Raw genomic sequence first — 24,634 nt, 5'->3', positions numbered from 1 at the left:
GTTATGTGCCACCTTTTACTTTTGTTTTGAGCGATACATGACGAAATCGCCTGAGAAGACAACTTCCTCACCTACATAGCTGTTTACTTCAACTACGGTTCTGCCTTTTTCTTTATCATGTGAGGCAACTTTGGCTTTTGAGACGACTCTTTCGCCTTGTTTGACCTGCCTTGTAAACTTAATATTTGCTTTTGCTGTCAAAGCCAGTTCATCGTCGATGACGGCTACTGCCAGCGAATTTGCCTGGGCAAAAAGATGATGTCCCCTGGCAATTTGGTTACGGCTGAATACATGCTCTTTTCTCACTTCAAAAATGGAAATCGCTTGATCATCAAGCTCTACATCAATCATTTCTCCAATGACTTCATCCAGCGGAAGAGACTTCACTTCATCCTCTAATGTCTTTTCGGCCACGTGCTTAATTCGTTCGCGTAATTCAGGGATTGACAGCTCCAAACGGTCAAGTCGAACTGTTTGAATGCTTACACCGAATTTACTTGCCAATTCTTCATCAGTAATGAACGGAGTCGAGCTGATCGTTTGCTGGAGAAGCTTTTGTCGTTCTTTTTTATTTAGTTTCATATGCAGACACCATCCGTACATTTATGACTAGGTACTAATAGTAGTATATAATCTCATAGATGATAAATCAATCCTTGTTTCAAAAAGACAAGAAAATTCCTCCAGCACTTGATCAGCTCAATTTATCTCCGCCAAGCACACCGCTGTCTACGAGTGTTTGCCTAAGTTCTTTGTATTCAGGGTCTGTCCAAAAGGCTTCAGACTGCACGAGCTCTGCCGCATCTTTTCTAGCGGTTTCAAGCGCTCTATAGTCATGAACCATATCTGCCACTTTAAATTCAGGCATTCCGCTTTGTTTCTTGCCAAAGAAGTCGCCAGGGCCTCTTAGTTCTAAGTCCTTTTCAGACAGTTCAAAGCCATCCGTTGTTTCAGACATGATCCGCATGCGCTCTTTACCGGTCTCTGATTTAGGGTCCGCCATTAAAATACAAAAAGATTGATGCTCTCCGCGTCCGACCCGGCCTCTTAACTGATGAAGCTGTGACAGTCCAAAGCGGTCTGCATCATAAATGACCATGATGGTCGCATTCGGCACGTTGACTCCAACTTCAACAACTGTCGTTGACACAAGGATTTGCACTTCATTGGAAGTGAAATCTCTCATCACTTGATCTTTTTCATCACTGGCGAGTTTCCCGTGCATTAAGCCGATCGACCATTTTCCGCGATACGCCTCTGTCAGCATGCTGTGAACATCAATCGCATTTTGGACATCCAGTTTGTCTGATTCTTCTATAAGTGGACAAATAATATACGCTTGTCTGCCTTTTCTTAGCTCTTTATCAACAAAAGCAAGAATCCGCTCAAGCATGTCATGCTTCACCCAATACGTTTCAATCTGCTTTCGGCCGGCTGGCAGCTCATCAATGACTGAGACGTCCATTTCTCCAAATACTGTGATGGCAAGCGTTCTTGGAATCGGTGTTGCGGTCATAAACAAAACATCTGGGTCCTGCCCTTTGCTTCGCAGTTTTTTCCGCTGTTCCACGCCGAACCTGTGCTGTTCATCTGTAATAACAAGGCCAAGCTGCTGAAATTCCACTTCGTCCTGGATAAGGGCATGCGTGCCGACTAAAATATCAATATCTCCCTCTTTCAGACGTTCAAGCAGTTCTCTGCGGCGCTTTCCTTTCACTGAACTCGTCAAAAGAGCAATATTTAGCCCCCATTTTTCAAATAGCTGATACAGTGAATCGGCATGCTGTTCTGCCAAAATTTCAGTTGGCACCATCAGCGCACCTTGAAAGCCGGATAAATGAGCGGCATAAAGAGCAATTGCCGCAACAGCTGTTTTCCCCGATCCAACATCCCCTTGAAGAAGCCGGTTCATGCGGTACGGGGACGCCATATCTGCCATAATTTCATCAAGCACTCTTGATTGTGCTTTTGTCAGCGGGAACGGCAGGCTATGTACAAACTCAAAGACCGCCTCTTTTGAGAATGGATGCTGGATGCCTGATGTTTTTTCTCGTTCTTTTTTTCTGATCGCCTGCATCTTCAGCTGAAAGATGAGAAATTCCTCGTACACGAATCGTCGTCTTGCTTGCTTGAGTGAGTCTCTTGTTTCAGGGAGATGAATGGTTTTTAGTGCTTCTTGATAAGACATGAGTTTATAAGCAGCCACAAGCTGCTTTGGCAGTGGATCTTCTGCATGGTCTACATAGAGGGACAACGCTTGTTTCACAAATCGCCTCATCATTTTCACGGTTACATTTTCTTTGACCGAATAAACGGGTTCTATGCTGCCATCTTGTTCGTGTGTTCCTTTTTTAAATTCCTGCACCATAATGGATTGCCGGTTTTTATCCCACTTGCCTGTGACGGATACCGTATCGCCTAAAGCAAGACTTCGTTTTAAATAGGGGCGATTGAAGCATATGGCTGTAATCAAAAAACGACCGACAAGCAGCCTGAATGTCAGCCTGCTTCGTTTTTTTCCATAATAGGTGAGAACGGGCTCACTGTGCACTTTGCCTTCAACTGTGACACGTTCGTCATGTCTGACTTCTTCTAAGTTGCGAAGCTCATAGTCGTCATATCGATAAGGAAAGTAGCCGAGTAAGTCGGCTACTGTGTAGATTCCAAGTTCATTTAGTGTTTTTTCTGTTTCTTCTCCAATCCCTTTCAAGGCGGAGATATTATCTTGCAGTTTCTGTATCACGAGATGAGGTCACACCTCCGAAAATCTTCTTTTCAAGCTCCCTTGCTGTCGGTGTTGCAGCAAGTCCGCCTTGTGCGGTCTCACGAAGAGCTGTTGGCATCGTTTGACCAATTTTGTACATCGCATCAATGACTTCATCACAAGGGATGCGGCTTGTAATGCCGGCAAGTGCCATATCTGCTGCAATCATCGCATTAGAAGCGCCCATTGCATTTCGTTTCACACATGGCACTTCCACAAGTCCTGCGACTGGATCGCAAACAAGACCCAGCATATTTTTTAGGGTGATGGCCATGGCTTCAGCGGATTGCTGCGGCGTACCGCCTGCCATTTCTACAATGGCGGCTGCTGCCATACCTGATGCAGATCCTACTTCTGCCTGACAGCCACCTGCTGCACCAGAAATACTTGCGTTATTGGCCACAACAAAACCAAATGCACCAGATGTAAATAGGAATCTGACCATTTGTTCCTTTGTGGGCTTTAATGTTTCTTTCACCGCAAAGAGCGTACCTGGCACAACACCTGCTGAGCCAGCTGTAGGCGTTGCACAGATCGTTCCCATTGCTGCATTTACTTCATTTGTTGCCACTGCCTTACTGACAGCATCTAAAATGGTATGACCAGACAATGTCTTGCCTGATGCGATATATGCTTGAAGTTTCACCGCATCTCCGCCTGTTAAACCAGATAATGATTTCACACCTTTCAGTCCGTTTTCAACGGCCTGTTCCATCACTTCTAGGTTACGGTACATCTGCGAGAAAATGTCTTCACGTGATTTCCCTGTCACTTCCATTTCTTGAGTAATCATAATTTCTGAAATGGAGGTATTCCGTTCTTCTGTTAGCTGCACGAGTTCTTTGACGTTTTTAAACATCATACATAACCTCCTTGTTGTTACTCTGCAATTTGTGTGACTTGAATAATGTTTGGCAGCGTCTCAAGCTCTGTTAAAACCGCTGGATCAATATTCTGATCCACTTCAATCGTCATGAGTGCTTCTTGCCCGACCTCTTTACGTGCCACTTCCATATGACCAATGTTGATGGCGAATTTCGCTAACACATTGGCAACTGCTGCAATCGTCCCGTAACGGTCGTTATGAACCACAAGAATGGCCGGGTGATTCCCTGAGAGTCTCAGTTCAAAGCCATTTAATTCTGTGATTTCAATTTTACCTCCGCCAATGGAAATCCCGATTAATTCAAGGCTTCCATTCGCATCTGAAATTTCTACTTTTGCTGTATTTGGATGCGCTGGTACCGCATCTTCTTCTTTAAACTCAATGTTGATTTCTTTGCTTTTTGCAATATCAATCGCTGTTTTAATTCGTTCATCAAATGTATCAAAATCAAGAACACCGCCGATAATGGCTACATCTGTCCCGTGTCCTTTATACGTATCTTTAAAAGAGCCATAAAACGACACAACAATTCGTTTCGGTTCCCTTCCGAACAAGCTGCGAGCCACTCTTCCAATACGAGCCGCACCCGCCGTGTGCGAACTTGATGGACCAATCATGACGGGTCCAATAATATCAAACACACTTCTAAATTTCATAGGTCTTCCCCTCTCATCACCAATCACAGATTGGTTTGTTACTCCCTTTAGACTAATGGATTCATTCGATTCCCGCAACTCATTTCACGAATGAACACATAGTAAAAAAATGCAAAAGAAGAAGAAGGGCTTCATATGCCCTTCTTTCTTTATTCAACAGCCAAAATATATGAATAAAGCGGCTGTTTTCCATCGTGGACTTCAACTTCTACATCTTCAAATGTGTCTTCAATATATGCTTCTAAAGCTTCCATCTCATCAGATGATGCATCTTCCCCTTTGATGATTGTGACAATCTCATCATCTTCTGTCACCATTTGGGTCAAAAGCTCTTTTGCTGCATCTAATTGATTTTTAGCTGTTAAGGTGATTTTTCCATTGTATAGGCCCATATAATCGCCTTTGGCAATGTCGATCCCATCAATTTGGGTATCTCTTACCGCAAAGGTAATTTGGCCGCTTTTCACATGATCAATCGCTTCTAACATCGCTGCTTCATTGTCTTCATTCGAAGCTGCTTCATTGAGAGAAAGAAGTGCCGACATTCCTTGAGGAACGGTCTTTGTCGGAATAACAACGACCTCACGACTTGAGACAGTTGCCGCCTGTTTAGCTGCCATGACAATATTAGAATTATTAGGTAAGATAAAGACGGTTTCGGCATGAATGCTATCAATTGCTTTGACAATGTCTTCTGTGCTCGGATTCATTGTCTGTCCGCCTTCAATGACGACAGATGCTCCGATACTTTTAAACAAGTCAGCAATCCCTTCTCCCATTGCGACACTCACTACTCCAAAGCGCTGTTTTTCAGCAGCTGTTGCTTTTGGTGCAGCAGGCGAATGATCTTTTTCTTCATTGACGATTGAGCTATGCTGCTCTCTCATGTTTTCAATTTTCATATTAATCAAGCTGCCGTAGCGCTGTGCATATGATAAGACATCTCCTGGCTGCTCTGCATGAATATGAACTTTTGCAAGCGTATCATCAGATACCACAAGAAGTGAATCTCCGAATTCGCTTAATTCTTCTCTGAAGGCATTTTCGTCAAAGGACTGTTTGTCTTCTTCGAATTTCACCATAAATTCTGTACAATAGCCAAATTCAATATCTTCTGTGTTCATATGGCTTTGTGCACTTTTATGATGCTCTGCACTCACTAATTCTTTTAATGTTGGCAAAGAGGCCGTTTTAGGAGGAAGCTCTTCTCCTCTTAATGAAGCAAGGAAACCTTCATATACACAAAGAAGTCCTTTACCGCCGCTATCTACAACGCCGACTTCTTTTAAAACAGGAAGGAGATCTGGCGTGCGGTCAAGTGATGCTCTTGCTTCCTCAATCGTTAATTCAAGCACACGATCGATTTGGTCTTCTGTTGTTGAAACAGCAACCGCTTTCTTTGCTGCGTCTTTTGCAACCGTTAAGATGGTTCCTTCAATCGGTTTCATGACGGCTTTATATGCTGTATCAACACCGGCCTGCAAGGCAAGCGCAAATTCTTTTGCGTCAATTGTTTCTTTTTGTTCTATATTTTTGCTGAAACCTCTGAAGAGCTGAGACAGGATCACACCTGAGTTTCCTCGTGCCCCCATTAACAGCCCTTTTGACAGAGCCACCCCGACCTTACCAATGTGATCGGTATTTGTTTCTTCAACTGCTTTTGCCCCTGAAGTCATTGACAAATTCATATTTGTCCCCGTGTCTCCGTCTGGCACTGGAAAAACATTTAACGCATCAACAATTTGTGCGTTTTGAGAAAGATGGTGAGCACCTGCAAGAATCATTTTTGCAAATGAGCGGCCACCCAGATTTCTAATAGACAATATATTTCCTCCTTACTACGGGTTCGTAACTTTTACTCCTTGTACATAAATGTTGACTGAGTCAACTGAAAGTCCAATCGTGTGATGAATCGTATATTTGACTTTCGTTTGAACATTATGTGCGACTTCTGATATTTTTGTACCGTAGCTGACGATGATGTACATATCAATATGAATGCGATCTTCTTTTTGACGCACAAGAACACCCCGGCTGAAGTTCTCTTTGCGGAGAATATCCGTCAAGCCGTCCTTTATTTGATTTTTGGACGCCATGCCAACAATACCATAGCAATCGATCGCAGCGCCTCCTGCCACCATTGCAATGACTTCATTTGATATATCAATTTGTCCGTATTTCGTTCTAAGTTCAATGGACACATTGGTTCCCCCTTTTTGAGAAATTGCCCTGAGTTATCACTATTTTACTATAAGACCCTTCTTTTTAAAAGAAATCATTCAATCCGACCCAATCCTACTTATACTATAGCCTTGATTTTTTATCAAGATGTCAAGGTATTTTTCTTGAAAGAGGAGTAAACAATCCTTGCAAACCCCTTGAAGCTGTGGTAAATTATTAAAGTATCTTGAGGCATCTCTAAGTACGTATATGAAGAATATGATGATGTTTTCGCAGTTAGGAGGGAAACAAATGGCACGTAAATGCGTTATTACAGGCAGAAAAACAAAAGCTGGGAACAACCGTTCTCACGCAATGAACTCTACAAAACGTACATGGGGCGCGAACCTTCAAAAAGTTCGTATTCTAGTGGACGGTAAGCCTAAAAGAGTATATGTATCAGCTCGAGCTTTGAAATCTGGTAAAGTTGAGCGTGTATAAGCAAGAGTAAACGCCTGCTACATTTAACTGTAGCAGGCGTTTTTATGTGGAAATAAAGGAGAATACTCATTAATCTTTCTTAAATGAACCAAGCATCGCACGGACAATGCCGCCAAGAAATCTAGGCAGTTTGATTGTATAAAATTTCATTTTGTCCCCCTCCTAAAAGTACCGCTTGCAGCACAATTGAGCTTAATCAGCCATCCACATTGATAGGTTGGTCAATCTTTGCTTCTTACCATTATTAATATGCCTTCATGAAAAGAAAAAGTACCATTTGAGTGGATGAGTTCGTTACTAATACATAGTGTGGAACCAGGCTCAATATGACAATTTTTCAGAGGATATTTGAAACCTTTTAATGTCAGCTTTTCAACCGATGTACCGAAGGGCAAAAACGACACATATTTTTTATCCGGGTCTTGTTTGATTTCGTATGTACCAGGTCCAAACATTTGAATGATATTTTGTTTGTCTACAAGGGTCATGCTCTGTTTGTGCTGAATGCCTTTATAAAGGAGATGGATATTCCCAAGAAAATGATCTGCTCTTCCGCCTGTGATACCGTAAATTTGAATATGTGCTGGATTCTGACGCAAAGACCAGTTCAGCGCAAGTTCTAAATCCGTTTCATCTTTCTCTGCCTGAAATAGATTGAGTGCAGGCAATTTCTTTTTCAGTTCATGAAGCTCCTCTTCTGTCACACTATCAAAATCACCAAATGCTCTGTCAGGTACAATGCCATGCTCTAGTAAGAAAAGGGTTCCCCGATCTACGCCGACCCAGAGAATGTCCTCCTCAGATGCTTCATGATCAAGCGGCGGGATGTACGCAAAAGGACCGCCGGCTACGATATGTATGTGCATGATTACGCTCCTCTCCATTGAAAAAGAACCAAAGATCACAATGACTTTGGTTCTTTTTCTTATGCTTCTCGAATGGCCTGAATGGCCGCCGCGCGGTCGTCTTTCCCATATACCGCTGAGCCGGCAACAAGTAGATTAGCGCCTGCTTCTTTGCAGCTCTTTGCTGTCTCTACATTGACACCGCCATCTATTTCAATGAGTAAATCGGTTAAGCCCTTTTGTTCACTAAGTGTCTTTACTTCTTTTACCTTTGAGAGAACAGAAGGAATAAACGCCTGTCCGCCAAAACCAGGGTTCACCGTCATGAATAAGACTAGGTCAACATCCTCTAATACATGCGCGATTTGAGAAACGGGTGTGTGCGGGTTCAAAACGACCCCTGCTTTGACACCTTGTTCTTTTATATGCTGAATTGTGCGATGTAAGTGTGGACACGCCTCGACATGAACAGAAATAATATCAGCGCCCGCTTTTGCAAATGCAGGGATATACTGGTCTGGCTGCTCAATCATTAAGTGAACATCGAGCGGCAGCTTTGTATGCGGCCTGATCGCCTCCACTACATTTGGTCCAAATGTCATATTCGGTACAAAATGACCGTCCATCACATCAATATGAATATAATCCGCACCACCTTGTTCCACATCACGGATATCTTTCTCCAGATTGGCAAAATCGGCTGATAAAATGGATGGGGCAATATAAACCATGATTTAGTACCTCGGCTTTCTGTCTTTAATTTCAGTTAAAAACTCTAAATAATGCTGATAGCGATACTCTCTGATGCGATCGTGTTCTACTGCCTCTTTTACCGCACATCCAGGTTCTTTTACGTGCAAACAGCCTCTAAATTTACATTCTGCACTCTTCTCTCTGATTTCTAAGAAATAGAGCCCTAAATCTTCCGCTTCGATGCCTGTAAATTCAAGTGAGCTGAATCCTGGTGTATCAGCAATGAGCCCTTCAGCCGTTCGAATGAGTTCCACATGTCTTGTTGTATGTTTCCCCCTGCCAAGATGGGAGGAAATATCATTTGTTTTCAGTGCTAAATCAGGACTCATCGCATTTAAGAGAGAAGACTTCCCTACACCTGATTGACCTGCAAATACAGTAATCTTGTGATGGAAATGCGGGGTCAGTTTTTCAATTCCATCCCCTTCGATCGTCGATGTTAAATGAACGTCGTATCCAATTTGGCGATAGTCTTCTGCATAGGCTTGAATCGTTTCTCGCTCTTGGTCTGTTTTCAGCAAGTCCATTTTTGTGATGCAGATAATCGGTTCAATCTGGCTCTCTTCAACAAGCACTAGGAATCTGTCTAAAAGCGATGTACTAAAGGTCGGCTCTGCTGCTGAGAAAACGAGCACCGCTTGATCAACGTTGCTAATAGGCGGCCGAATCAGCTCATTTGTCCGCTCTTTTACTTCCAGCAAATAGCCTTCCTTATCGTTATCTGCTTGATAGACGACATAATCTCCAACAAGAGGGGTTATTTTGTTTTTACGAAAAATCCCTCTCGCTCTACACTGAATTACTTTGCCACTTTCTAGAGACTCATCTAGCACATAATAAAATCCGCTTAATGCTTTAATAATTTTGCCCTCAGGCATAAAGTCCCTCCTTTATTCATCATCAGGGTATTCAATCGTTTTGGAGCTCACTACTTTATCATCCACTGTCACCTGATAGTATCCTTTTTGACCAGGTTCTATCTTAAATTTAATCGTTCGCTCAGTGGGCGCAGTGATTTTAAAGGTTTCATATAAATCAGAAATGCTATGTTCTGCGTCATCAATAGATATTTGAACATTCATTTCTTGTCCTTCTGTTTCTGGTTCATACGGGATCGCAATCTTTTCAGTCACCGTTTTGGCCGGTTTCTCTTTTGGTCCAAGAGAGAACGTAATTTTAACCGTATCACCAGGTTTAACAGCTGTCCCCGCTCCCGGTTCCTGCTTCATGACCTCACCTTTCGGCACATCATCAGAATATGCTTCTTTTTCATCTAGCTTTAGTCCATTATCCTCTAGATAATTTGATGCGGCCTGTTTACTATACGTCGTTAAATCCCGTAAGGTAATATCGGCAGGGCCTATACTGACGGTCAATGTGACTTCTTCATCTGCTGCGACAAGTTCTGTATTCGCGGAAGGTTTCTGTTCCATGACAATGCCTGATTCTGTGTCATTATCATTCACTTCCTCTACAACAACCTGTTTAAACCCTTTTTTCTCTAATAGTTCTTTTGCTTTCTCGACCTTTTCACCTGTTACATCAGGTAATTCGGTTTTTTCTTTACCTGTACTTTGATAAAGCTGAATTTCTGTCCCTTCTTTTACCTTAGTTCCGATTTTCGGGTCTGTTTTGACAACCAGCCCTTTTTCAATCTTCTCGTCGGCAATATCAATGGGTTCAGAAGCGACGGTAAATCCCGCTTTCTTCAAGGTGTCTTCCGCTTTTTCAACCGTCATGCCAGAAACATCGGTCACCTCTACATCCTTTGGAAAGAGTAATCCTGGGAATACCGTGATCGCTAAAATGGTCGCAGCCGTCAAAACAAATAAGATCGACGCTACAATCCACGGCCATTTTTTCCGTTTTTTCTTCGGCTTTTGCTTCTCTTTTTTCTTTGGTTTTTGAACCGGGTGGACGGCTGTTTTTTCATTGTCTTGATCGACTTGATGATCTTTTATAATAGGAATGGCTTTTGTTGCTTCATGATCTTCTTCAATGACAAAGCGCTTTTCTTTTAGTCTTGCAGGGTCAAAAGCCGTTTTTAAGTCTTTTTGCATTTCAGATGCATCTTCGTATCGATAGAATGGATCTTTAGCCATCGCTTTTAAAATGATGTTCTCCACGCTTTGTGGTACAGAAGGATTCCACCTTCTCACAGATGGCGGCTCTGATTGCAAATGCTTCAGTGCGACACTGACAGCGGATTCTCCTTCAAATGGCATGCGTCCTGAAATCAGCTCATAAAGAACAATACCAAGTGAATAAATGTCTGACTTTTTCGTTGCAAGACCGCCGCGCGCTTGCTCTGGGGACAAATAATGCACGGAGCCAAGAACAGAATTCGTATGGGTAATGGTCGCTGAGCTAAGTGCCATGGCAATGCCAAAATCAGTGACTTTGATATTCCCCAAGTTGTCTATTAATATATTGTGAGGCTTAATATCTCTATGGACGAGCTGTTTCGCATGGGCTTCTTCCATCGCCGCAACGACTTGCTCCATGATGCGAACGGCTTCTTTTGGATGAAGTGGTCCATTGGCGTGTATGTATTCCTTCAGCGTCATCCCCTCGACATATTCCATGACAATATAATAAATGTCATCTTCTTCCCCTACATCGTAGATACTGACAATATTCGGATGATCTAAGCTGGCTGCTGATTGCGCTTCTCGCCGGAACCGTCTAATAAAATCATCATCGCTTGCAAAGTCAAACCGTAAAATTTTAATCGCCACTTCGCGATCTAAAATCATATCCTCCGCCAAATAAACGTTGGCCATTCCGCCTCCGCCTATGGCGCGAAGAATTTGATAACGGCCGCTGATCCTTTTTCCGATCAACACTTGCTGTCACCCTCCTCTGTTTGGGAGGAGATTTCTAACAGTACTGCTGTAATGTTATCTTCACCGCCGTTGTCATTCGCTGTTTGAACTAACTCTGTTACTTTTTCATCTGGTGCGGTTGTTTGCGATAAAATCTGAATCAAATGCTCTTCTTCTACTTTATTCGATAACCCGTCTGAGCAAAGCAAAATTTGATCTCCTGGATCCACTTCAAAAGTTCGTGCATCAATTTGAACGTGTTTATCCGTTCCTAACGCTTTGGTCAGCACATTTTTTCTTGGATGATATTCTGCATCCGCTTTTGAAATCTCTCCTGTTTTCACTAACTCATTCACTAGTGAGTGATCATCTGTTAATTGGGTCAGTGCTCCTTCTCTTAGCAAGTAGCAGCGGCTGTCACCAATATGGGCAATTGTGACCGTTTGCAAATGAACGAGCGCACAAACGATGGTCGTCCCCATTCCTTGGCACTCCTCATTGTTTTTCGCATGTTCGTATACTTGGTCATTAATGTCGCTAATTTTTGAGATTAACCAATTCTCTTGATCGGCTGGTTTATTTGGAATTGAAGATGTTTCCTGCCAGTATTCTTTTAAAGAAGAAACTGCCATCTTGCTGGCTACATCACCAGCAAGATGACCTCCCATTCCATCTGCTACAACAGCTAGAAGTGTGTCTTCTTTTGCTTCAAAAATACCTGCATCATCTTCATTATGCTGACGGACTTTTCCTGTATCGGTTTGAAAGGCTGCCCTTATCAACATTCGTCACCTCGTCTCTTCCTGACGCTCCTTCGCTCTTAGCTGACCGCAAGCAGCATCAATATCATGGCCTTGCTCTCGTCTAATCGTTACGTTTACGCCTCGTTCTTTCAGCGTTTTTTCAAATAGGAAGATTTGTTCTCTTGGTGTTCTCACGTAATCTCTTTCTGGTACATAGTTCACCGGGATGAGGTTTACATGGCATTTGATTCCTTTTAATAAATCAGCAAGTTCTTCTGCGTGATGGACTTGATCATTGACTCCGCCAAACAGACCGTATTCAAAGCTCACGCGTCTGCCTGTTTTTTGAATGTAGTATTCAATAGCTTCCATTAATTTTGGCAGCTTGTATGCCTTATTGATTGGCATGAGGCGGCTTCGAATGTCAGTATTTGGTGCGTGCAGGGAGACAGCAAAGTTGATTTGCATTTGCTCATCAGCAAATTGATAAATCTTTGGAATGATCCCGCTCGTCGAAACGGTAATATGACGTGCTCCAATATTTAAGCCGTTATCATGGTTAATGATCTTAAGGAATGCAAGCATCTCATCAAAGTTATCAAACGGTTCGCCAATTCCCATGATGACAACTGAGCTGACGCGTTCATCTGTTTCATCAAGCGCCTGTTGTACTTTCAATACTTGGGCCACAATTTCTCCCGCCTCAAGGTTACGTTTCAAACCGCCAAGTGTAGATGCACAGAATGTACAACCAATCCGGCAGCCAACCTGTGTTGTGACGCAGACAGAGTTGCCGTATTCGTGGCGCATCAGCACGGTTTCAATGGTATAGCCATCGTGTAATTCAAATAAGAACTTGATCGTTCCATCTTGAGATGTTTGTTTGATCACTGTTTTTAAAGTCGTGATGGCGAATTGATCTTTTAATTTTTCTCTTAATTCCTTTGAAAGGTTAGACATTTCATCAAAGGATGTGACGCGTTTTTCATAAAGCCACTCAAAAATTTGTGTTGCACGGAAAGGCTTTTCGCCTTGTTCCTTTAACCATTCTTTGATTTCGTTTAGCTCAAATGAGTAGATCGACGGCATATCTGTTTTCAGTTCTTTTCTTACTTTTTGTTTTTGTTCTGTCATTTTTTATCCCTTCTTTCTCATGCTGCAAATAAAGAAACCATCTGTTCCGAAATAATGAGGAAGAATTTGTACACTTCCGTTTTGAACAAACGGAGCAACCTGCTCAGGCAGCCGTTCATTAAGAGATAGATCGGGTTCGAAGTCTTGGTGTTCTTGTAAAAACGCATGAATCACTTGTTGATTTTCTGTTGGATCCATTGTACATGTACTGTATACAAGGGTTCCGCCTGGCTTTAGCAGCTGGGCTGCTTCATGCAAGATCGATTGCTGAATTGTCGCAAGTCTTGCTGAGTCTTCCGAGGACTTTGTATATTTCATATCTGGTTTTCGTCTGATGACGCCAAAACCTGAACATGGTGCATCAATGAGAATACGGTCAAACGAAGCATCATCATAATGGTCGGATGCTTTTCTTGCATCAAGCGCTTTTGCCTCAATATGCGTTAAGTTCAGACGCTTTGCTGCCTGTTTAATCAGTTTTACTTTGTGCTCATGTAAATCAAGAGACACAATGTTCCCCTCATCGTTCATTCGCTCTGCGATATGTGTTGATTTACCACCAGGAGCGGCACAGGCATCAAGCACCATTTCTCCCGGCTGAGGGTCCAGCGCTCTTGCGACAAGCATGGAGCTTTCATCTTGGATCGTGACAAAGCCCTCTTGAAAGAAAGGAGTGGATACGATAGATCCTTTCATGAGTTTGAGTGCATCCTCAGATAAGTCGCCGAGCTCTGTTTCAATTCCTGCATCCATGAGTTCTTGCTGCAGTGCAGTGCGGTCTTTTTTCATTCGATTGACACGCAATGTCTGCTTTGGCGGGACTAAATGAATACGGCACATGCTTTCTGCTGCTTCAAAACCGTACGCCTCCACCCATTCTTGTACGAGCCACAATGGATGGCTTGTCTCTATCGAAAGCCTTTTTACCGGATCTTTGATCGCATCAAATGCTGGCACGCCTTCTCTTTGCACAGAACGAAGAACGCCGTTGACTAGTGAAGAAATGCCTTTATGTCCGCGCTTTTTCGTTAGTTCCACTGCTTCATGGATGGCTGCACGATCTGGAATTTTTTCAAGATAAACCATCTGATAAAGAGACATACGCAAAAGCTGCATGACCCACGGAGCCACCTTTTGCGGTTTTTTCACAAAGGGTGTGAGCATATAATCAAGTGCCAGCTTGTTTTGCAGTGTACCGTATACAAGTTCTGTTAATAGCGGTTTGTCTTGATCGGAAAGTTCTTTCTCTTTCATCACTGACTGCAAAAGCAAGTTACTGTAGGCTTGATTTTGTTCGAGTTTGATTAAAGCGTCTAGCGCTACTTCTCTCACATTACTTTTCTTCATTGATTAACCCTAATTTCTGTCCAATTTCGATATTTGCGCCTCTTAAAAAGTCTTCACCGCTCATTTTTTTCTTTCCAGCGGGCTGTACACTCGTTAATAAAAGGCCTTGCTGATTTCCTGTTCCAACGACTGGTCCTTCTTTTTGAAGCTCAATCACTTTCCCAGGTTCTTCTGGTGCTTGAAGCGGGACTTTTTTCGCTTCCCATACTTTTAAGTTAGCACCGTTCCATTCAGTATAGGCAACTGGCCATGGATTTAAGCCGCGAACTTGGTTGTAAAGCTCTTCTCCTGGCTTGGTCCAATCTAACCTTTCCTGCTCCCGTTTAATATTTGGTGCATACGTTGCTGCCTCTTCATTTTGCGGAATTGGCGAGATAGACCTGCTTAACACATTTGGAACTGTGTCTTTTAATAACGCCGCACCAGCCACACTTAATTTATCGTGCAGTGTTCCGACGTTGTCTAATTCATCAATTTCTACTTCTACTTTGCTAATCATGTCACCTGCATCAAGCTTTTCTACCATATACATGATCGTCACGCCTGTTTTCTTTTTGCCTTGCAGGATCGCATAATGGATCGGTGCACCGCCTCTTAGTTCTGGCAGCAGTGAGGCATGAACGTTGATACAGCCAAATTCAGGTTCATCAAGTAATCTTTTTGGCAAGATTTGTCCGAATGCTGCTGTTACGATTAAATCTGGCTTTAACGCAAGCACTTTATCAATTTCTTCATCAAGACGTACCTTTTCAGGCTGTAAAACTGGAATGCCGTGTTTTAAGGCTTCTACTTTTACAGGAGGCGGCGTGAGCACTCGTTTTCTGCCTTTCGGGCGATCTGGCTGTGTGACGACCCCTACCACTTCGTATCCTTCTGTTATAAGTGTTTGCAGCACAGGTACTGAGAAATCAGGGGTTCCCATAAATACGATACGTGCCATTTTCTTCACCCTTCCATTTCCGCAAGTTCTTTTTCTGTATAGGTTTGAATGATCTTCGACGTGAATAATACGCCGTCTAAGTGATCAATTTCATGCAATAAAGCTCTTGCTAAAAATCCTTCTGCTTCTATTGTAAATGGTTTGCCTTTCTTATCAAAGGCTTTCACCTTCACATAATTTGGTCTTTCAACCGTTCCGTATAAAGATGGAAAGCTCAGGCAGCCTTCAATGTCTGTCTGGCTCCCTTCCACATGAAGAATCTCAGGATTTACTAAGTCAATCCTCCCAGAATCTTCTCCGATATCGACCACGGCGATTCTTTTTGAGATGCCGATTTGTGGTGCGGCTAGGCCGACTCCATCTAGTTCAAGCATTGTATCATACATATCATCCAGCAGTTTTTTCAGTTTTTTATCGAATGTATCAACAAGCTCTGTTTGTTGTTCAAGCACGTCTGCAGGATGTAAGACTATCGGTTTGATTGCCACGAAAAGACCTCCGTTTTACATCATCATATATGGATTCATATCGATTGATATCATCAACTGTTTTTGTTCCATTTCTTTTTGATAATGATCTTGTATTTTCCGTAATAAACTTGCCAGTTCATTTTCCCTTTTGTATTTTATCACGCATTGATATCGATATCTATCTTTGATCTTAGCGATCGGAGAAGCAGCAGGACCGAGAATCCTTGTATTCGGTGCACAATTCATTTTCAGGAACTGAACAATTTTGTCTGTGACATGCGCTGCCTTTGTCACTTCTTCATGTGATACAGTCACCATCGCCAAAAAATAAAATGGCGGATAGGACTGATGACGACGGTGCAACATCTCCTGCTCATAAAAGGCTTCATAATCATGCTGTTTGGTTAATTCAATACTATAATGCGAAGGTGTATATGATTGAATAATGACTGACCCCGCTTTTTCATGACGTCCCGCCCGTCCGCTTACTTGTGTAAGAAGCTGAAACGTTTTTTCACTTGAACGAAAATCAGGGATGTGAAGAGACGTATCCGCACTAAGGACACCGACAAGTGTAACATCTGGGAAGTCTAATCCTTTTGCAATCATTTGCGTCCCAAGCAGAATGTCCGCTTCTTTATTACCAAAGGACGTGAGAAGCTTTTCGTGCGCGCCTTTCCGAGAGGTTGTATCTACATCCATTCGGATGACCCTTGCTTCTGGCAATACCTTCGTCAGCTCTTCTTCCACACGCTGCGTGCCTGTACCAAAATAGCGAATATGCTCACTATGGCATTCTGGACATTCTGCAGGTACAGGAGCTTCGTGACCGCAGTAATGGCACTTCAGCCGTTTTTGAAAGCGGTGATAAGTGAGAGAAATCTCACAATGTGGACATTGTTCCACATATCCGCAATCACGGCACATCACAAAGGATGAATAGCCTCTTTTATTTAGAAATAAAACAGCCTGTTCTTTCCTTTCAAGTACTTCTTTTAACCTGAGCATTAATTCTTCTGAGAACATGGAGCGGTTGCCGGTTCTTAATTCTTCTCTCATATCAATTAACGAAACGTGCGGCAGCTGCTGCTGATTGACTCGCCGTTTGAGCGTCAGCAGTGTATACACACCCTTTTTCGCACGCGCATATGACTCAAGTGAAGGCGTTGCACTGCCTAATACAACCGGACATTGGTGCCGCCCTGCTCGTTCAATGGCCACATCTTTCGCATGATACCGAGGCATTTCTTCTTGTTTATATGACGATTCGTGTTCTTCATCTATAATGATCATTCCTAGATTCTCAAACGGGGCAAAAACAGCCGATCTTGCGCCAACGACAAGCTTGACTTCCTTGCGGTGGATTTTCCGCCATTCATCGTATTTTTCCCCAGTCGATAAGCCGCTATGAAGGACAGCCACATTGGACCCGAAGCGCTCTTTAAAACGCTGGACCATTTGAGGCGTTAATGAAATTTCAGGAACTAGGACGATCGCTTCTTTTCCCTTTTGGAGGACATGATCAATCGTCTGTAAATAAATTTCGGTTTTACCGCTTCCTGTGACTCCGTGCAGTAAAAACGTTTCATGTTTGTCATCGCTCACTGCTTGATGAATGGGTTTTGCCGCTTCTGCTTGCTCTGTTGTGAGATCAAGAGGAGTAGATGGTGTAAACTCCCTATCCCGATAAGGGTCTCGATAAATCTCTTCATAGCTTTCTGTTAACAGACCTTCTTGAATCAAGGCTTTTATCGTTTGAGAACTAGCACCTGTTTGCTGCTGCAAATCTTTTGCTAAAAACGTCGTTTCATTCGATTGAAGTAAAAAAGCAAGCAGCGCCTTCTGTTTCACCGCATTTTTCTTTAACTGTTCCTGCTTTTCTTCAAGTTTTTCTTTTGAAACAGCTGTCTGAAGTGTCCGCACCTTTTTCTTTCCGGATTTTTGCGAGACGTGATATCTGACTTCTAGATGGCCTTTTTGGACATGCTTTTGAATAGGCTTCAGCTGTTCAAGCGGAATGTCAGCGTAAAGGATGCTCTCTTGCTGACCGAAAAGCTCTTTCAATGACTGCGGAAGTTCCTCAGCTGATAACACCTGAATTTCTTTTTCATATTTGGCTTTCATCGCTGCTGGGAGCATCGATTGAAGCGCCGTAATATGATAGGACAATGTTTTTTCCGTCAGCCAGTGGGAAAGCTCCAATAGCTCATCTGTCAGAACAGGAGATAAATCAAATAAATCGACAATGTCCTTGATGTTTCCTGACTGTACGTCTGTTTCTTCTTTGATTTTTGTCACAAACCCTTGAATCTTCCTTGGGCCAAAAGGAACTACTACCCTCATACCAGCCTTGACAAGGCCTTTAAAGCGGTCTGGCACACGATAGTCAAATGGCCTGTCAATGGCTTTCGTTGTGACATCGACGATCACTTCAGCAATCATGCTCGATCACGCTCTTTTGGCAGCAGCTGCTTTGCCTCCTGTAAGATTTCAAAGGCAAGGTCTTTTTTGCTCATCATTGGCAGCTCTTTTTTTGTTCCGTCTGCTTTGATCAATGCTGCAACATTCGTATCTGTGCCAAAGCCTGCGCCCTCTGCTGCAACATTGTTCGCGACAATCATATCTAAATGCTTGGATTCGATTTTCTTTTTCGCATAGTATTCTACATCCTGCGTCTCAGCTGCAAAGCCGACTAGCACCTGATGTTCTTTTCTTTTCCCAAGCTCTTTTAAAATATCTTTCGTTCGCTTAAATTCAACCGCTAGTGCACCGTCTTGTTTTTTCATTTTATGAGAATACGTCGTGACAGGCGTATAATCGGCAACAGCTGCTGATTTAATCACTATATCTGCTGTCTCGTATACATCTAACGCTGCTTGATACATCTCCTCAGCCGATTCCACTTGCACCACATCCACATGCTCAGGCGCAGTCAACGAAACAGGTCCTGAAATGAGCGTGACATCAGCCCCCATTTGCTCGGCAGCTTGTGCAATGGCATAGCCCATTTTCCCAGAAGATCGATTTGAAAGAAAACGAACAGGGTCGATCACTTCTCGTGTAGGGCCAGCTGTGACCACGACTTTTTTACCTGAAAGCGGCAAGCTGGTTGGCTCATCAAAAAACGCACGAATGTGTTCAACAATTTTTTCAGGCTCCTCTAAGCGTCCTTTTCCAATGTAGCCGCATGCTAAATAGCCTTCACTTGGCTCTATAAACCGGTAGCCGTCTTCATATAAAGTGCGGATGTTCCGCTTGACAGCTGGATGATCATACATGTGCACATTCATAGCCGGTGCAACCCATACAGGAGCTGTTGAAGCAAGCAAGGTCGTTGTGAGCATATCATCAGCAAGTCCTGCGGCCATTTTACCAATGGTATGTGCTGTTGCAGGGGCAACAAGAATGAGATCGGCCCAGTCAGCTACATCAATATGCGCAATGACTTTTGGATTGTTTTCTTTAAATGTATCCACATACACCTCATGCCGAGATAGGGCTTGAAAGGTGAGCGGAGACACAAACTCACGGGCAGATTCTGTCATAATCACTCTTACGTTTGCGCCTGCCTGTACGAGTTTACTAGTGAGTGCAGCTGCTTTATATACGGCGATTCCTCCGCTGACGCCGAGCAAAATATTTTTTGACTGTAACATTTGTTTGTCCCCCTTAACGGCCTTTTTCACAAATTCGTCTACAATTCAAAAAAGTCAAAACCAATCATAGTTTTGACTTTTTTGAACGTATCGTATCTGCATGGCAGAAGCGATGTTATTCTTGCTCTTCTTTTTCAAATGTCAAAAGACCAGCATCGATTTCTTCAAGAGCTTTCCCTACAAATTTGTAGGATTTTGTGTTTTCGATTTGTTGATCTTGATGGATTTGCATTTCACGCGCACGGCGTGCAGACACTGTGACAAGTGTATATTTTGAGTCAAGTTTGTTCATCAATGAGTCAATTGAAGGATCTAACATGGTTTATTCTACCCCCAGCATTTTTTTATATCTTGGTGCGACTCTGTCTCTTCGCAGGTGCTCTGCAAGGACGATCGCTTTAATTCTTTCACATGCAAGCTCGACATCGTCGTTTTCAACGACATAGTCATAAGCATCCATCATTTCAATTTCTTCTTTTGCAGCAGCCATTCGGTTACGGATGAGATCCTCAGATTCTGTCCCGCGTGTAATAATGCGGTTTTGAAGTTCTGAAAGACTTGGCGGCGCAAGGAAAATAAAGAGACCTTCCGGGAATGCTTCTCTTACTTGAAGTGCACCTTGCACTTCGATTTCAAGGAAAACATCTTTTCCTTCGCTCAATGTTTGTTCTACATAGTCAACAGGCGTGCCGTAGTAATTCCCGACATATTCTGCCCATTCTAACAGCTTTTTGTTTTCAATCATATGTTCAAATTCTTCCCTGGTTTTAAAGAAATAATCAACACCATTTCTTTCACCTTCACGCGGTTTGCGGGTTGTCACAGAAATAGAGTATTCAAATTTCGTATCTTCCTGGGAGAAAATGGCTTGTCTGACCGTTCCTTTTCCAACTCCCGAAGGTCCAGAGAGAACGATTAAAAGTCCTCTTTCTTTCATAATGGCGTATTACCCCTGCCCTTCATCTATGATTTCTTCTTTTACAGAAAGTCTTTGCGCGACAGTCTCAGGCTGAACGGCAGATAAGATGACATGGTCACTGTCCATAATGACAACAGCACGGGTTCTTCTTCCGTATGTCGCATCAATGAGCATGCCTCGATCTCTTGCGTCTTGTATCATTCGTTTAATCGGTGCTGATTCCGGACTGACGATCGAAATCATCCGATTCGCTGAAATGATGTTTCCAAATCCGATATTGATCAACTTTATGGTCATCTTCTAACGTCCCCCTGTAATATAAACGTCTCTAGTCTCGCCGAAAGAGACGCACTGTAAACAGCATACACAATGACTATTCTATATTTTGCACTTGTTCTTTTATTTTTTCAATAGCGCTTTTCATTTCAACCACCAGCTTTGTTAAATGGTGATGGTTTGCTTTTGATCCAATCGTGTTCACTTCACGGTTGAGCTCCTGTACAAGAAAGTCAAGCTTTCGTCCGGCAGCGCCACCTTGCGTCAAAATTTGCTGGAACTGCTGAAAATGACTTTTCAGCCTGGTAATCTCTTCTGTAATGTCACAGCGATCAGCAAAGATGGCCGCCTCTGTGGTCAGTCTGCTCTCTTCAAGCGCCTCTCCGATCCATTCTTGCAATCTTTGATTCAATCGTTCTTTGTACTGACTCACAACCTCTGGTGCAAACACTTTGATTTCTTCTGTAAATGCCTCAAGTTCAGACAGCCTGAGTTCACAGTCTTTTTGAAGTGATGTTCCCTCCTGCTCTCTCATAAAGCAAAGCTCCTTGACAGCTTCTTCACAAGTGTCTATCAGCAAATGCTCCAGCTGCTCATTACGGCTGACTGACTCTTCCACCTGAACAGCCTGTTCCAGCTTCAGTAAGTCATGTGCATGCTGAATACCTGAAATATGATAGCGGTCCTCAAGGTCTTTTGCGGCTTTCATATATTCATCAAGCAGCGGCCAGTCAATCTGTAAAGACCGGCTTGCAAGTTTACCGCCTTCAATCGTAACAAACAGCTCAATTCGACCGCGCTGCACGTGACGAAGAATAATTTTTTTTAATGTATCTTCGAAATATAAAAGCGGCCTCGGCAAACGGGCATGAACCTCTTTAAAACGGTGATTGACCGATTTTAGCTCAACTGACACTGTCAGTTCTCCATCCGTTTTACTCGCTTGGCCGAATCCCGTCATACTGCGTATCATGTGAAAACACCCAATTCTTTCATATTAATAAAATGAAAAAGGTAATAGCAGACACTATTACCTCAAAATTATACCATAACCAATTATTTTTTTCTTGTCAAAAGTGATCCCGCCAGTAAAAAAGTTGGCAATGCAGACATACCGATGATCAGAAGCCAATCAACTGGTGCGACCGCCACCGTTTTGAAAATCGGCTGAAGCGGCGGATAATAAATGACCACAAGCATCAGCAGCAGGGAAGACACAACGGCGCCGATCAAGTACATATTCCCGAATGGATTGCGTTCAAAAATAGACCGTTCACTGCGGCAGTCAAACACATGAATGAGCTGCGCCAAAACGAGTGTGCTGAATGCAACCGTCTGCGCATATTGAAGATTGTTCGGATCACGGTGATACACAAACATAAAGGCTAACAAAGTGGCAATCCCGATCAGAAACCCTCTTGATACGACCTTCCAGCCAAGCCCTCTTGCAAAAATCCCCTCTTTCATGTTCCGCGGCTTTCTCTTCATGACATCGCCTTCTGGTTTATCCATTCCAAGTGCCATAGCCGGCAAGCCGTCTGTGACAAGGTTTACCCACAAAATTTGAATTGGAACGAGAGGCAATGGAAGCGCAAGAAGCATCGCAAACAGCATGACCAAAATCTCTCCCACATTCGATGCCAGCAAATAGCGGACAAATTTGCGAATGTTTTCATAAATATTCCGGCCCTCTTTAATAGCGGATTTAATGGTCGCAAAGTTGTCATCAAGCAAAATAAGAGAAGAAGCTTCTTTGGCAACGTCTGTTCCGGTAATCCCCATGGATATGCCGATATCCGCCTGTTTAATCGCTGGCGCATCATTCACCCCATCACCTGTCATCGCGACAATATGGCCATTTTTTTGATAGGCCTTCACAATTCTCAGTTTATGCTCAGGTGATACACGGGCAAAGACGTACACATCTTCTGCTGTTTGCTCCAGCTCTTTGTCGCTTAGCTGATCCAGAGCTTTTCCATCAAGCACCTTTCCTTGCTTCGGTAAGAGACTTAAATCTTTAGCGATCGCTTTAGCCGTTTCTACGTGATCGCCTGTAATCATCACTGTTTTAATGCCAGCATCCCGGCATTCTTTAATCGCTCGTCTCACTTCAGGACGAGGTGGATCAATCATGCCCTCTAGACCGATAAATGTGAGGCCAGTTTCCGCCTGCTGAACAGAGGTGATTTTTTCTGTCAGGCTTACTTTTTTATATGCAATCGCAATGGTTCTAAGCGCTTGTCTTGCTAAACCTTGAATGGCAGCTTCTGTTTCTTGCCGGTGGGCCTTTGAAAATGAGGCGGTGCGTCCGCCGTGCATCATATGACTTGAACGGTTCATCAGCACATCTGGCGCCCCTTTGGCAATGACATACCGCTCCTTCTGATTCGTTTCCACGACGACTGACATCATTTTTCTTTCAGAGTCAAAAGGGAATTCCTCCACCACACGAAATCCCGCTTCGATGAATTGCTCTGTAAAACCCGCTTTACGCGCAGCGGTTAGAAGTGCTCCTTCTGTCGGATCGCCATCAAGTCTCATCTCTCCGTCTTTTTCAACGATGGTCGATGTATTACAAAGTGCTCCGTATAATAGCACCTTTTGCAGGCTTGGATGTTTGTCTACGTGGACAAGTTCTCCGTTTAAGGTAAAATCACCTGACGGCTCGTACCCAGTGCCAGAAATATTCCACGTTTTCCCCTCTGCCCATACATGTGTCACTGTCATTTTATTTTGTGTCATTGTGCCTGTTTTATCTGAGCAAATAATCGAGGCGCAGCCGAGTGTTTCCACGGCCGGCAGCTTTCTGACAATGGATTTTTGTTTAATCATCCGCTGCACACCTAGGGAAAGTGCGACAGTGACGATCGCCGGCAGTCCTTCTGGAATCGCAGCAACAGCGAGAGATACACCCGCTAAGAACATATGATACAAATCATGACCTTGCACCACACCAAGAACAACCACAAGCACAGTTAAAAATAATGCAGCAACAATTAAAATTTTCCCCAGCTGCTCAAGGCGTCTTTGTAGCGGTGTTTCCATATTACCTGCTGAATCCAGCATACCGGCAATTTGTCCCATCGCCGTATTCATCCCTGTACCAATGACAACCCCTACACCGCTTCCTCTTGTGACAAGCGTTCCCATAAAGGCCATGTTCGTCAAATCTCCAAGCGAGACATGATCTTGCGAGAGCGGACTCGCATGTTTGACTGCTGGGATGGACTCTCCGGTGAGGGCAGATTCTTCGATTTCCAAACTCTTTGTTTCTAGTAATCTGATATCTGCCCCAATTCGATCCCCACTTGAAAACTTCACAATATCTCCCGGCACGAGGTGCTTGGACGGGATCTTGACCCATTCATTGTTTCTCCTTGCATAGACATGCGGCGTTGATAATTCCTTTAGTGCTTGGAGGGACTTTTCCGCACGGCGTTCCTGATAAAAGCCAAGCACACCATTTATTAGCACAATCGCCACAATCGCCACAGCATCAATGTATTCACCTAAAAAGGCAGAAATAATCGTTGCCGCAAGCAGGATTAACACCATAAAGTCTTTAAATTGCGCTAAAAAAATAACGAACGCCGACGCCTTTTTCCCTTCCTGCAATTCATTTGGCCCATGTTTTTCAAGCCGCTTTTGCACATCTTTTTCTGACAGTCCGTCACCTATCGATGTATTCATTGTTTTTAATAAATCGGTTTGGTTCAGTTCATGCCAATTCATTTGACCTCGTCCACTCCTCTTTTGTTC

General features: G+C 43.3%; 24 protein-coding genes. 1 reads left to right on the top strand and 23 read right to left on the bottom strand.

Going from position 1 to position 24,634, the window contains the following annotated elements:
- Window positions 1-15: 15 nt before the first annotated feature.
- The 6 genes from fapR to ABG082_RS07695 form a co-directional block, all read right to left on the bottom strand.
- On the bottom strand, window positions 16-582 hold the full coding sequence (gene fapR / locus ABG082_RS07720; RefSeq protein ID WP_017359102.1) for a transcription factor FapR: 567 nt from the start codon (window positions 580-582) through the stop codon (window positions 16-18).
- 112 nt (window positions 583-694) lie between these two features.
- Complete coding sequence (gene recG / locus ABG082_RS07715; RefSeq protein WP_025207322.1) at window positions 695-2,743, bottom strand: ATP-dependent DNA helicase RecG; 2,049 nt, start codon at window positions 2,741-2,743, stop codon at window positions 695-697.
- The gene (gene sdaAA / locus ABG082_RS07710) at window positions 2,721-3,623 is read right to left on the bottom strand and encodes an L-serine ammonia-lyase, iron-sulfur-dependent, subunit alpha (RefSeq protein ID WP_008354543.1); all 903 of its coding nucleotides are present in this window, start codon (window positions 3,621-3,623) and stop codon (window positions 2,721-2,723) included. Before sdaAA ends, recG begins: the two co-directional genes overlap by 23 nt.
- Window positions 3,624-3,643: 20 nt before the next feature.
- Window positions 3,644-4,306: an L-serine ammonia-lyase, iron-sulfur-dependent subunit beta gene (gene sdaAB, locus ABG082_RS07705; protein ID WP_348936730.1), complete on the bottom strand. Its 663-nt coding sequence runs from the start codon at window positions 4,304-4,306 to the stop codon at window positions 3,644-3,646.
- 149 nt (window positions 4,307-4,455) lie between these two features.
- Window positions 4,456-6,129: a DAK2 domain-containing protein gene (locus tag ABG082_RS07700; protein WP_048002836.1), complete on the bottom strand. Its 1,674-nt coding sequence runs from the start codon at window positions 6,127-6,129 to the stop codon at window positions 4,456-4,458.
- A 15-nt stretch (window positions 6,130-6,144) separates the two neighbouring features.
- Window positions 6,145-6,507, bottom strand: a complete 363-nt coding sequence (locus ABG082_RS07695) for an Asp23/Gls24 family envelope stress response protein (protein WP_008344871.1) — start codon at window positions 6,505-6,507, stop codon at window positions 6,145-6,147.
- Between the two features lie 271 nt (window positions 6,508-6,778).
- Here ABG082_RS07695 and rpmB point away from each other — a divergent pair, with 271 nt between their 5' ends.
- Window positions 6,779-6,967, top strand: a complete 189-nt coding sequence (rpmB, locus tag ABG082_RS07690; protein ID WP_003212514.1) for a 50S ribosomal protein L28 — start codon at window positions 6,779-6,781, stop codon at window positions 6,965-6,967.
- Window positions 6,968-7,036: 69 nt separating this feature from the next.
- Here the strand turns inward: rpmB and spoVM are convergent, their stop codons facing one another.
- From spoVM to ABG082_RS07605, 17 genes are all read right to left on the bottom strand, one after another.
- Window positions 7,037-7,117: a stage V sporulation protein SpoVM gene (gene spoVM / locus ABG082_RS07685; RefSeq protein ID WP_008354550.1), complete on the bottom strand. Its 81-nt coding sequence runs from the start codon at window positions 7,115-7,117 to the stop codon at window positions 7,037-7,039.
- 71 nt (window positions 7,118-7,188) lie between these two features.
- Window positions 7,189-7,833 carry a thiamine diphosphokinase gene (locus ABG082_RS07680; RefSeq protein WP_017367227.1) on the bottom strand — a complete coding sequence of 215 codons (645 nt, stop codon included), beginning with the start codon at window positions 7,831-7,833 and terminating at the stop codon, window positions 7,189-7,191.
- Window positions 7,834-7,892: 59 nt separating this feature from the next.
- The gene (rpe, locus tag ABG082_RS07675; protein ID WP_017367226.1) at window positions 7,893-8,543 is read right to left on the bottom strand and encodes a ribulose-phosphate 3-epimerase; all 651 of its coding nucleotides are present in this window, start codon (window positions 8,541-8,543) and stop codon (window positions 7,893-7,895) included.
- A 3-nt stretch (window positions 8,544-8,546) separates the two neighbouring features.
- Window positions 8,547-9,443, bottom strand: a complete 897-nt coding sequence (rsgA, locus tag ABG082_RS07670) for a ribosome small subunit-dependent GTPase A (RefSeq protein WP_019743292.1) — start codon at window positions 9,441-9,443, stop codon at window positions 8,547-8,549.
- 12 nt (window positions 9,444-9,455) lie between these two features.
- On the bottom strand, window positions 9,456-11,411 hold the full coding sequence (gene pknB / locus ABG082_RS07665) for a Stk1 family PASTA domain-containing Ser/Thr kinase (protein WP_025207318.1): 1,956 nt from the start codon (window positions 11,409-11,411) through the stop codon (window positions 9,456-9,458).
- On the bottom strand, window positions 11,405-12,175 hold the full coding sequence (locus tag ABG082_RS07660; protein WP_034647887.1) for a Stp1/IreP family PP2C-type Ser/Thr phosphatase: 771 nt from the start codon (window positions 12,173-12,175) through the stop codon (window positions 11,405-11,407). Before ABG082_RS07660 ends, pknB begins: the two co-directional genes overlap by 7 nt.
- A 3-nt stretch (window positions 12,176-12,178) precedes the next feature.
- Window positions 12,179-13,267 (bottom strand): 23S rRNA (adenine(2503)-C(2))-methyltransferase RlmN, encoded by a 1,089-nt coding sequence (gene rlmN, locus ABG082_RS07655; RefSeq protein ID WP_017367222.1) that lies wholly within the window; start codon window positions 13,265-13,267, stop codon window positions 12,179-12,181.
- Between the two features lie 3 nt (window positions 13,268-13,270).
- Complete coding sequence (gene rsmB / locus ABG082_RS07650; RefSeq protein ID WP_113747338.1) at window positions 13,271-14,614, bottom strand: 16S rRNA (cytosine(967)-C(5))-methyltransferase RsmB; 1,344 nt, start codon at window positions 14,612-14,614, stop codon at window positions 13,271-13,273.
- Window positions 14,601-15,554 (bottom strand): methionyl-tRNA formyltransferase, encoded by a 954-nt coding sequence (gene fmt / locus ABG082_RS07645; protein ID WP_017359336.1) that lies wholly within the window; start codon window positions 15,552-15,554, stop codon window positions 14,601-14,603. Before fmt ends, rsmB begins: the two co-directional genes overlap by 14 nt.
- 5 nt (window positions 15,555-15,559) lie before the next feature.
- Window positions 15,560-16,042 (bottom strand): peptide deformylase, encoded by a 483-nt coding sequence (def, locus tag ABG082_RS07640; RefSeq protein ID WP_048002838.1) that lies wholly within the window; start codon window positions 16,040-16,042, stop codon window positions 15,560-15,562.
- Between the two features lie 15 nt (window positions 16,043-16,057).
- On the bottom strand, window positions 16,058-18,466 hold the full coding sequence (gene priA, locus ABG082_RS07635) for a primosomal protein N' (RefSeq protein WP_348936729.1): 2,409 nt from the start codon (window positions 18,464-18,466) through the stop codon (window positions 16,058-16,060).
- Entirely contained in the window at window positions 18,463-19,680 is a 1,218-nt protein-coding gene (gene coaBC, locus ABG082_RS07630; protein WP_317329121.1) for a bifunctional phosphopantothenoylcysteine decarboxylase/phosphopantothenate--cysteine ligase CoaBC, read from the bottom strand. The genes priA and coaBC overlap by 4 nt, the downstream gene beginning before the upstream one ends.
- A gap of 115 nt (window positions 19,681-19,795) precedes the next feature.
- Window positions 19,796-19,999 carry a DNA-directed RNA polymerase subunit omega gene (gene rpoZ / locus ABG082_RS07625; protein ID WP_008344896.1) on the bottom strand — a complete coding sequence of 68 codons (204 nt, stop codon included), beginning with the start codon at window positions 19,997-19,999 and terminating at the stop codon, window positions 19,796-19,798.
- Between the two features lie 3 nt (window positions 20,000-20,002).
- Window positions 20,003-20,617, bottom strand: a complete 615-nt coding sequence (gene gmk / locus ABG082_RS07620; protein ID WP_007499680.1) for a guanylate kinase — start codon at window positions 20,615-20,617, stop codon at window positions 20,003-20,005.
- A gap of 9 nt (window positions 20,618-20,626) precedes the next feature.
- The gene (gene remA / locus ABG082_RS07615; protein WP_008344898.1) at window positions 20,627-20,896 is read right to left on the bottom strand and encodes an extracellular matrix/biofilm regulator RemA; all 270 of its coding nucleotides are present in this window, start codon (window positions 20,894-20,896) and stop codon (window positions 20,627-20,629) included.
- Window positions 20,897-20,972: 76 nt separating this feature from the next.
- Window positions 20,973-21,848, bottom strand: a complete 876-nt coding sequence (locus tag ABG082_RS07610; protein WP_007499682.1) for a YicC/YloC family endoribonuclease — start codon at window positions 21,846-21,848, stop codon at window positions 20,973-20,975.
- Window positions 21,849-21,931: 83 nt separating this feature from the next.
- Entirely contained in the window at window positions 21,932-24,607 is a 2,676-nt protein-coding gene (locus ABG082_RS07605) for a calcium-translocating P-type ATPase, SERCA-type (protein ID WP_342494682.1), read from the bottom strand.
- Between the last annotated feature and the right edge of the window lie 27 nt (window positions 24,608-24,634).

The organism is Bacillus sp. BS1807G30 (assembly GCF_040047675.1).
In the GTDB taxonomy this organism is placed as follows: domain Bacteria; phylum Bacillota; class Bacilli; order Bacillales; family Bacillaceae; genus Bacillus; species Bacillus altitudinis.
The sequence above is the reverse complement of the archived record's forward strand: the minus strand, read 5'-3'. Positions and strand labels throughout refer to the sequence as shown.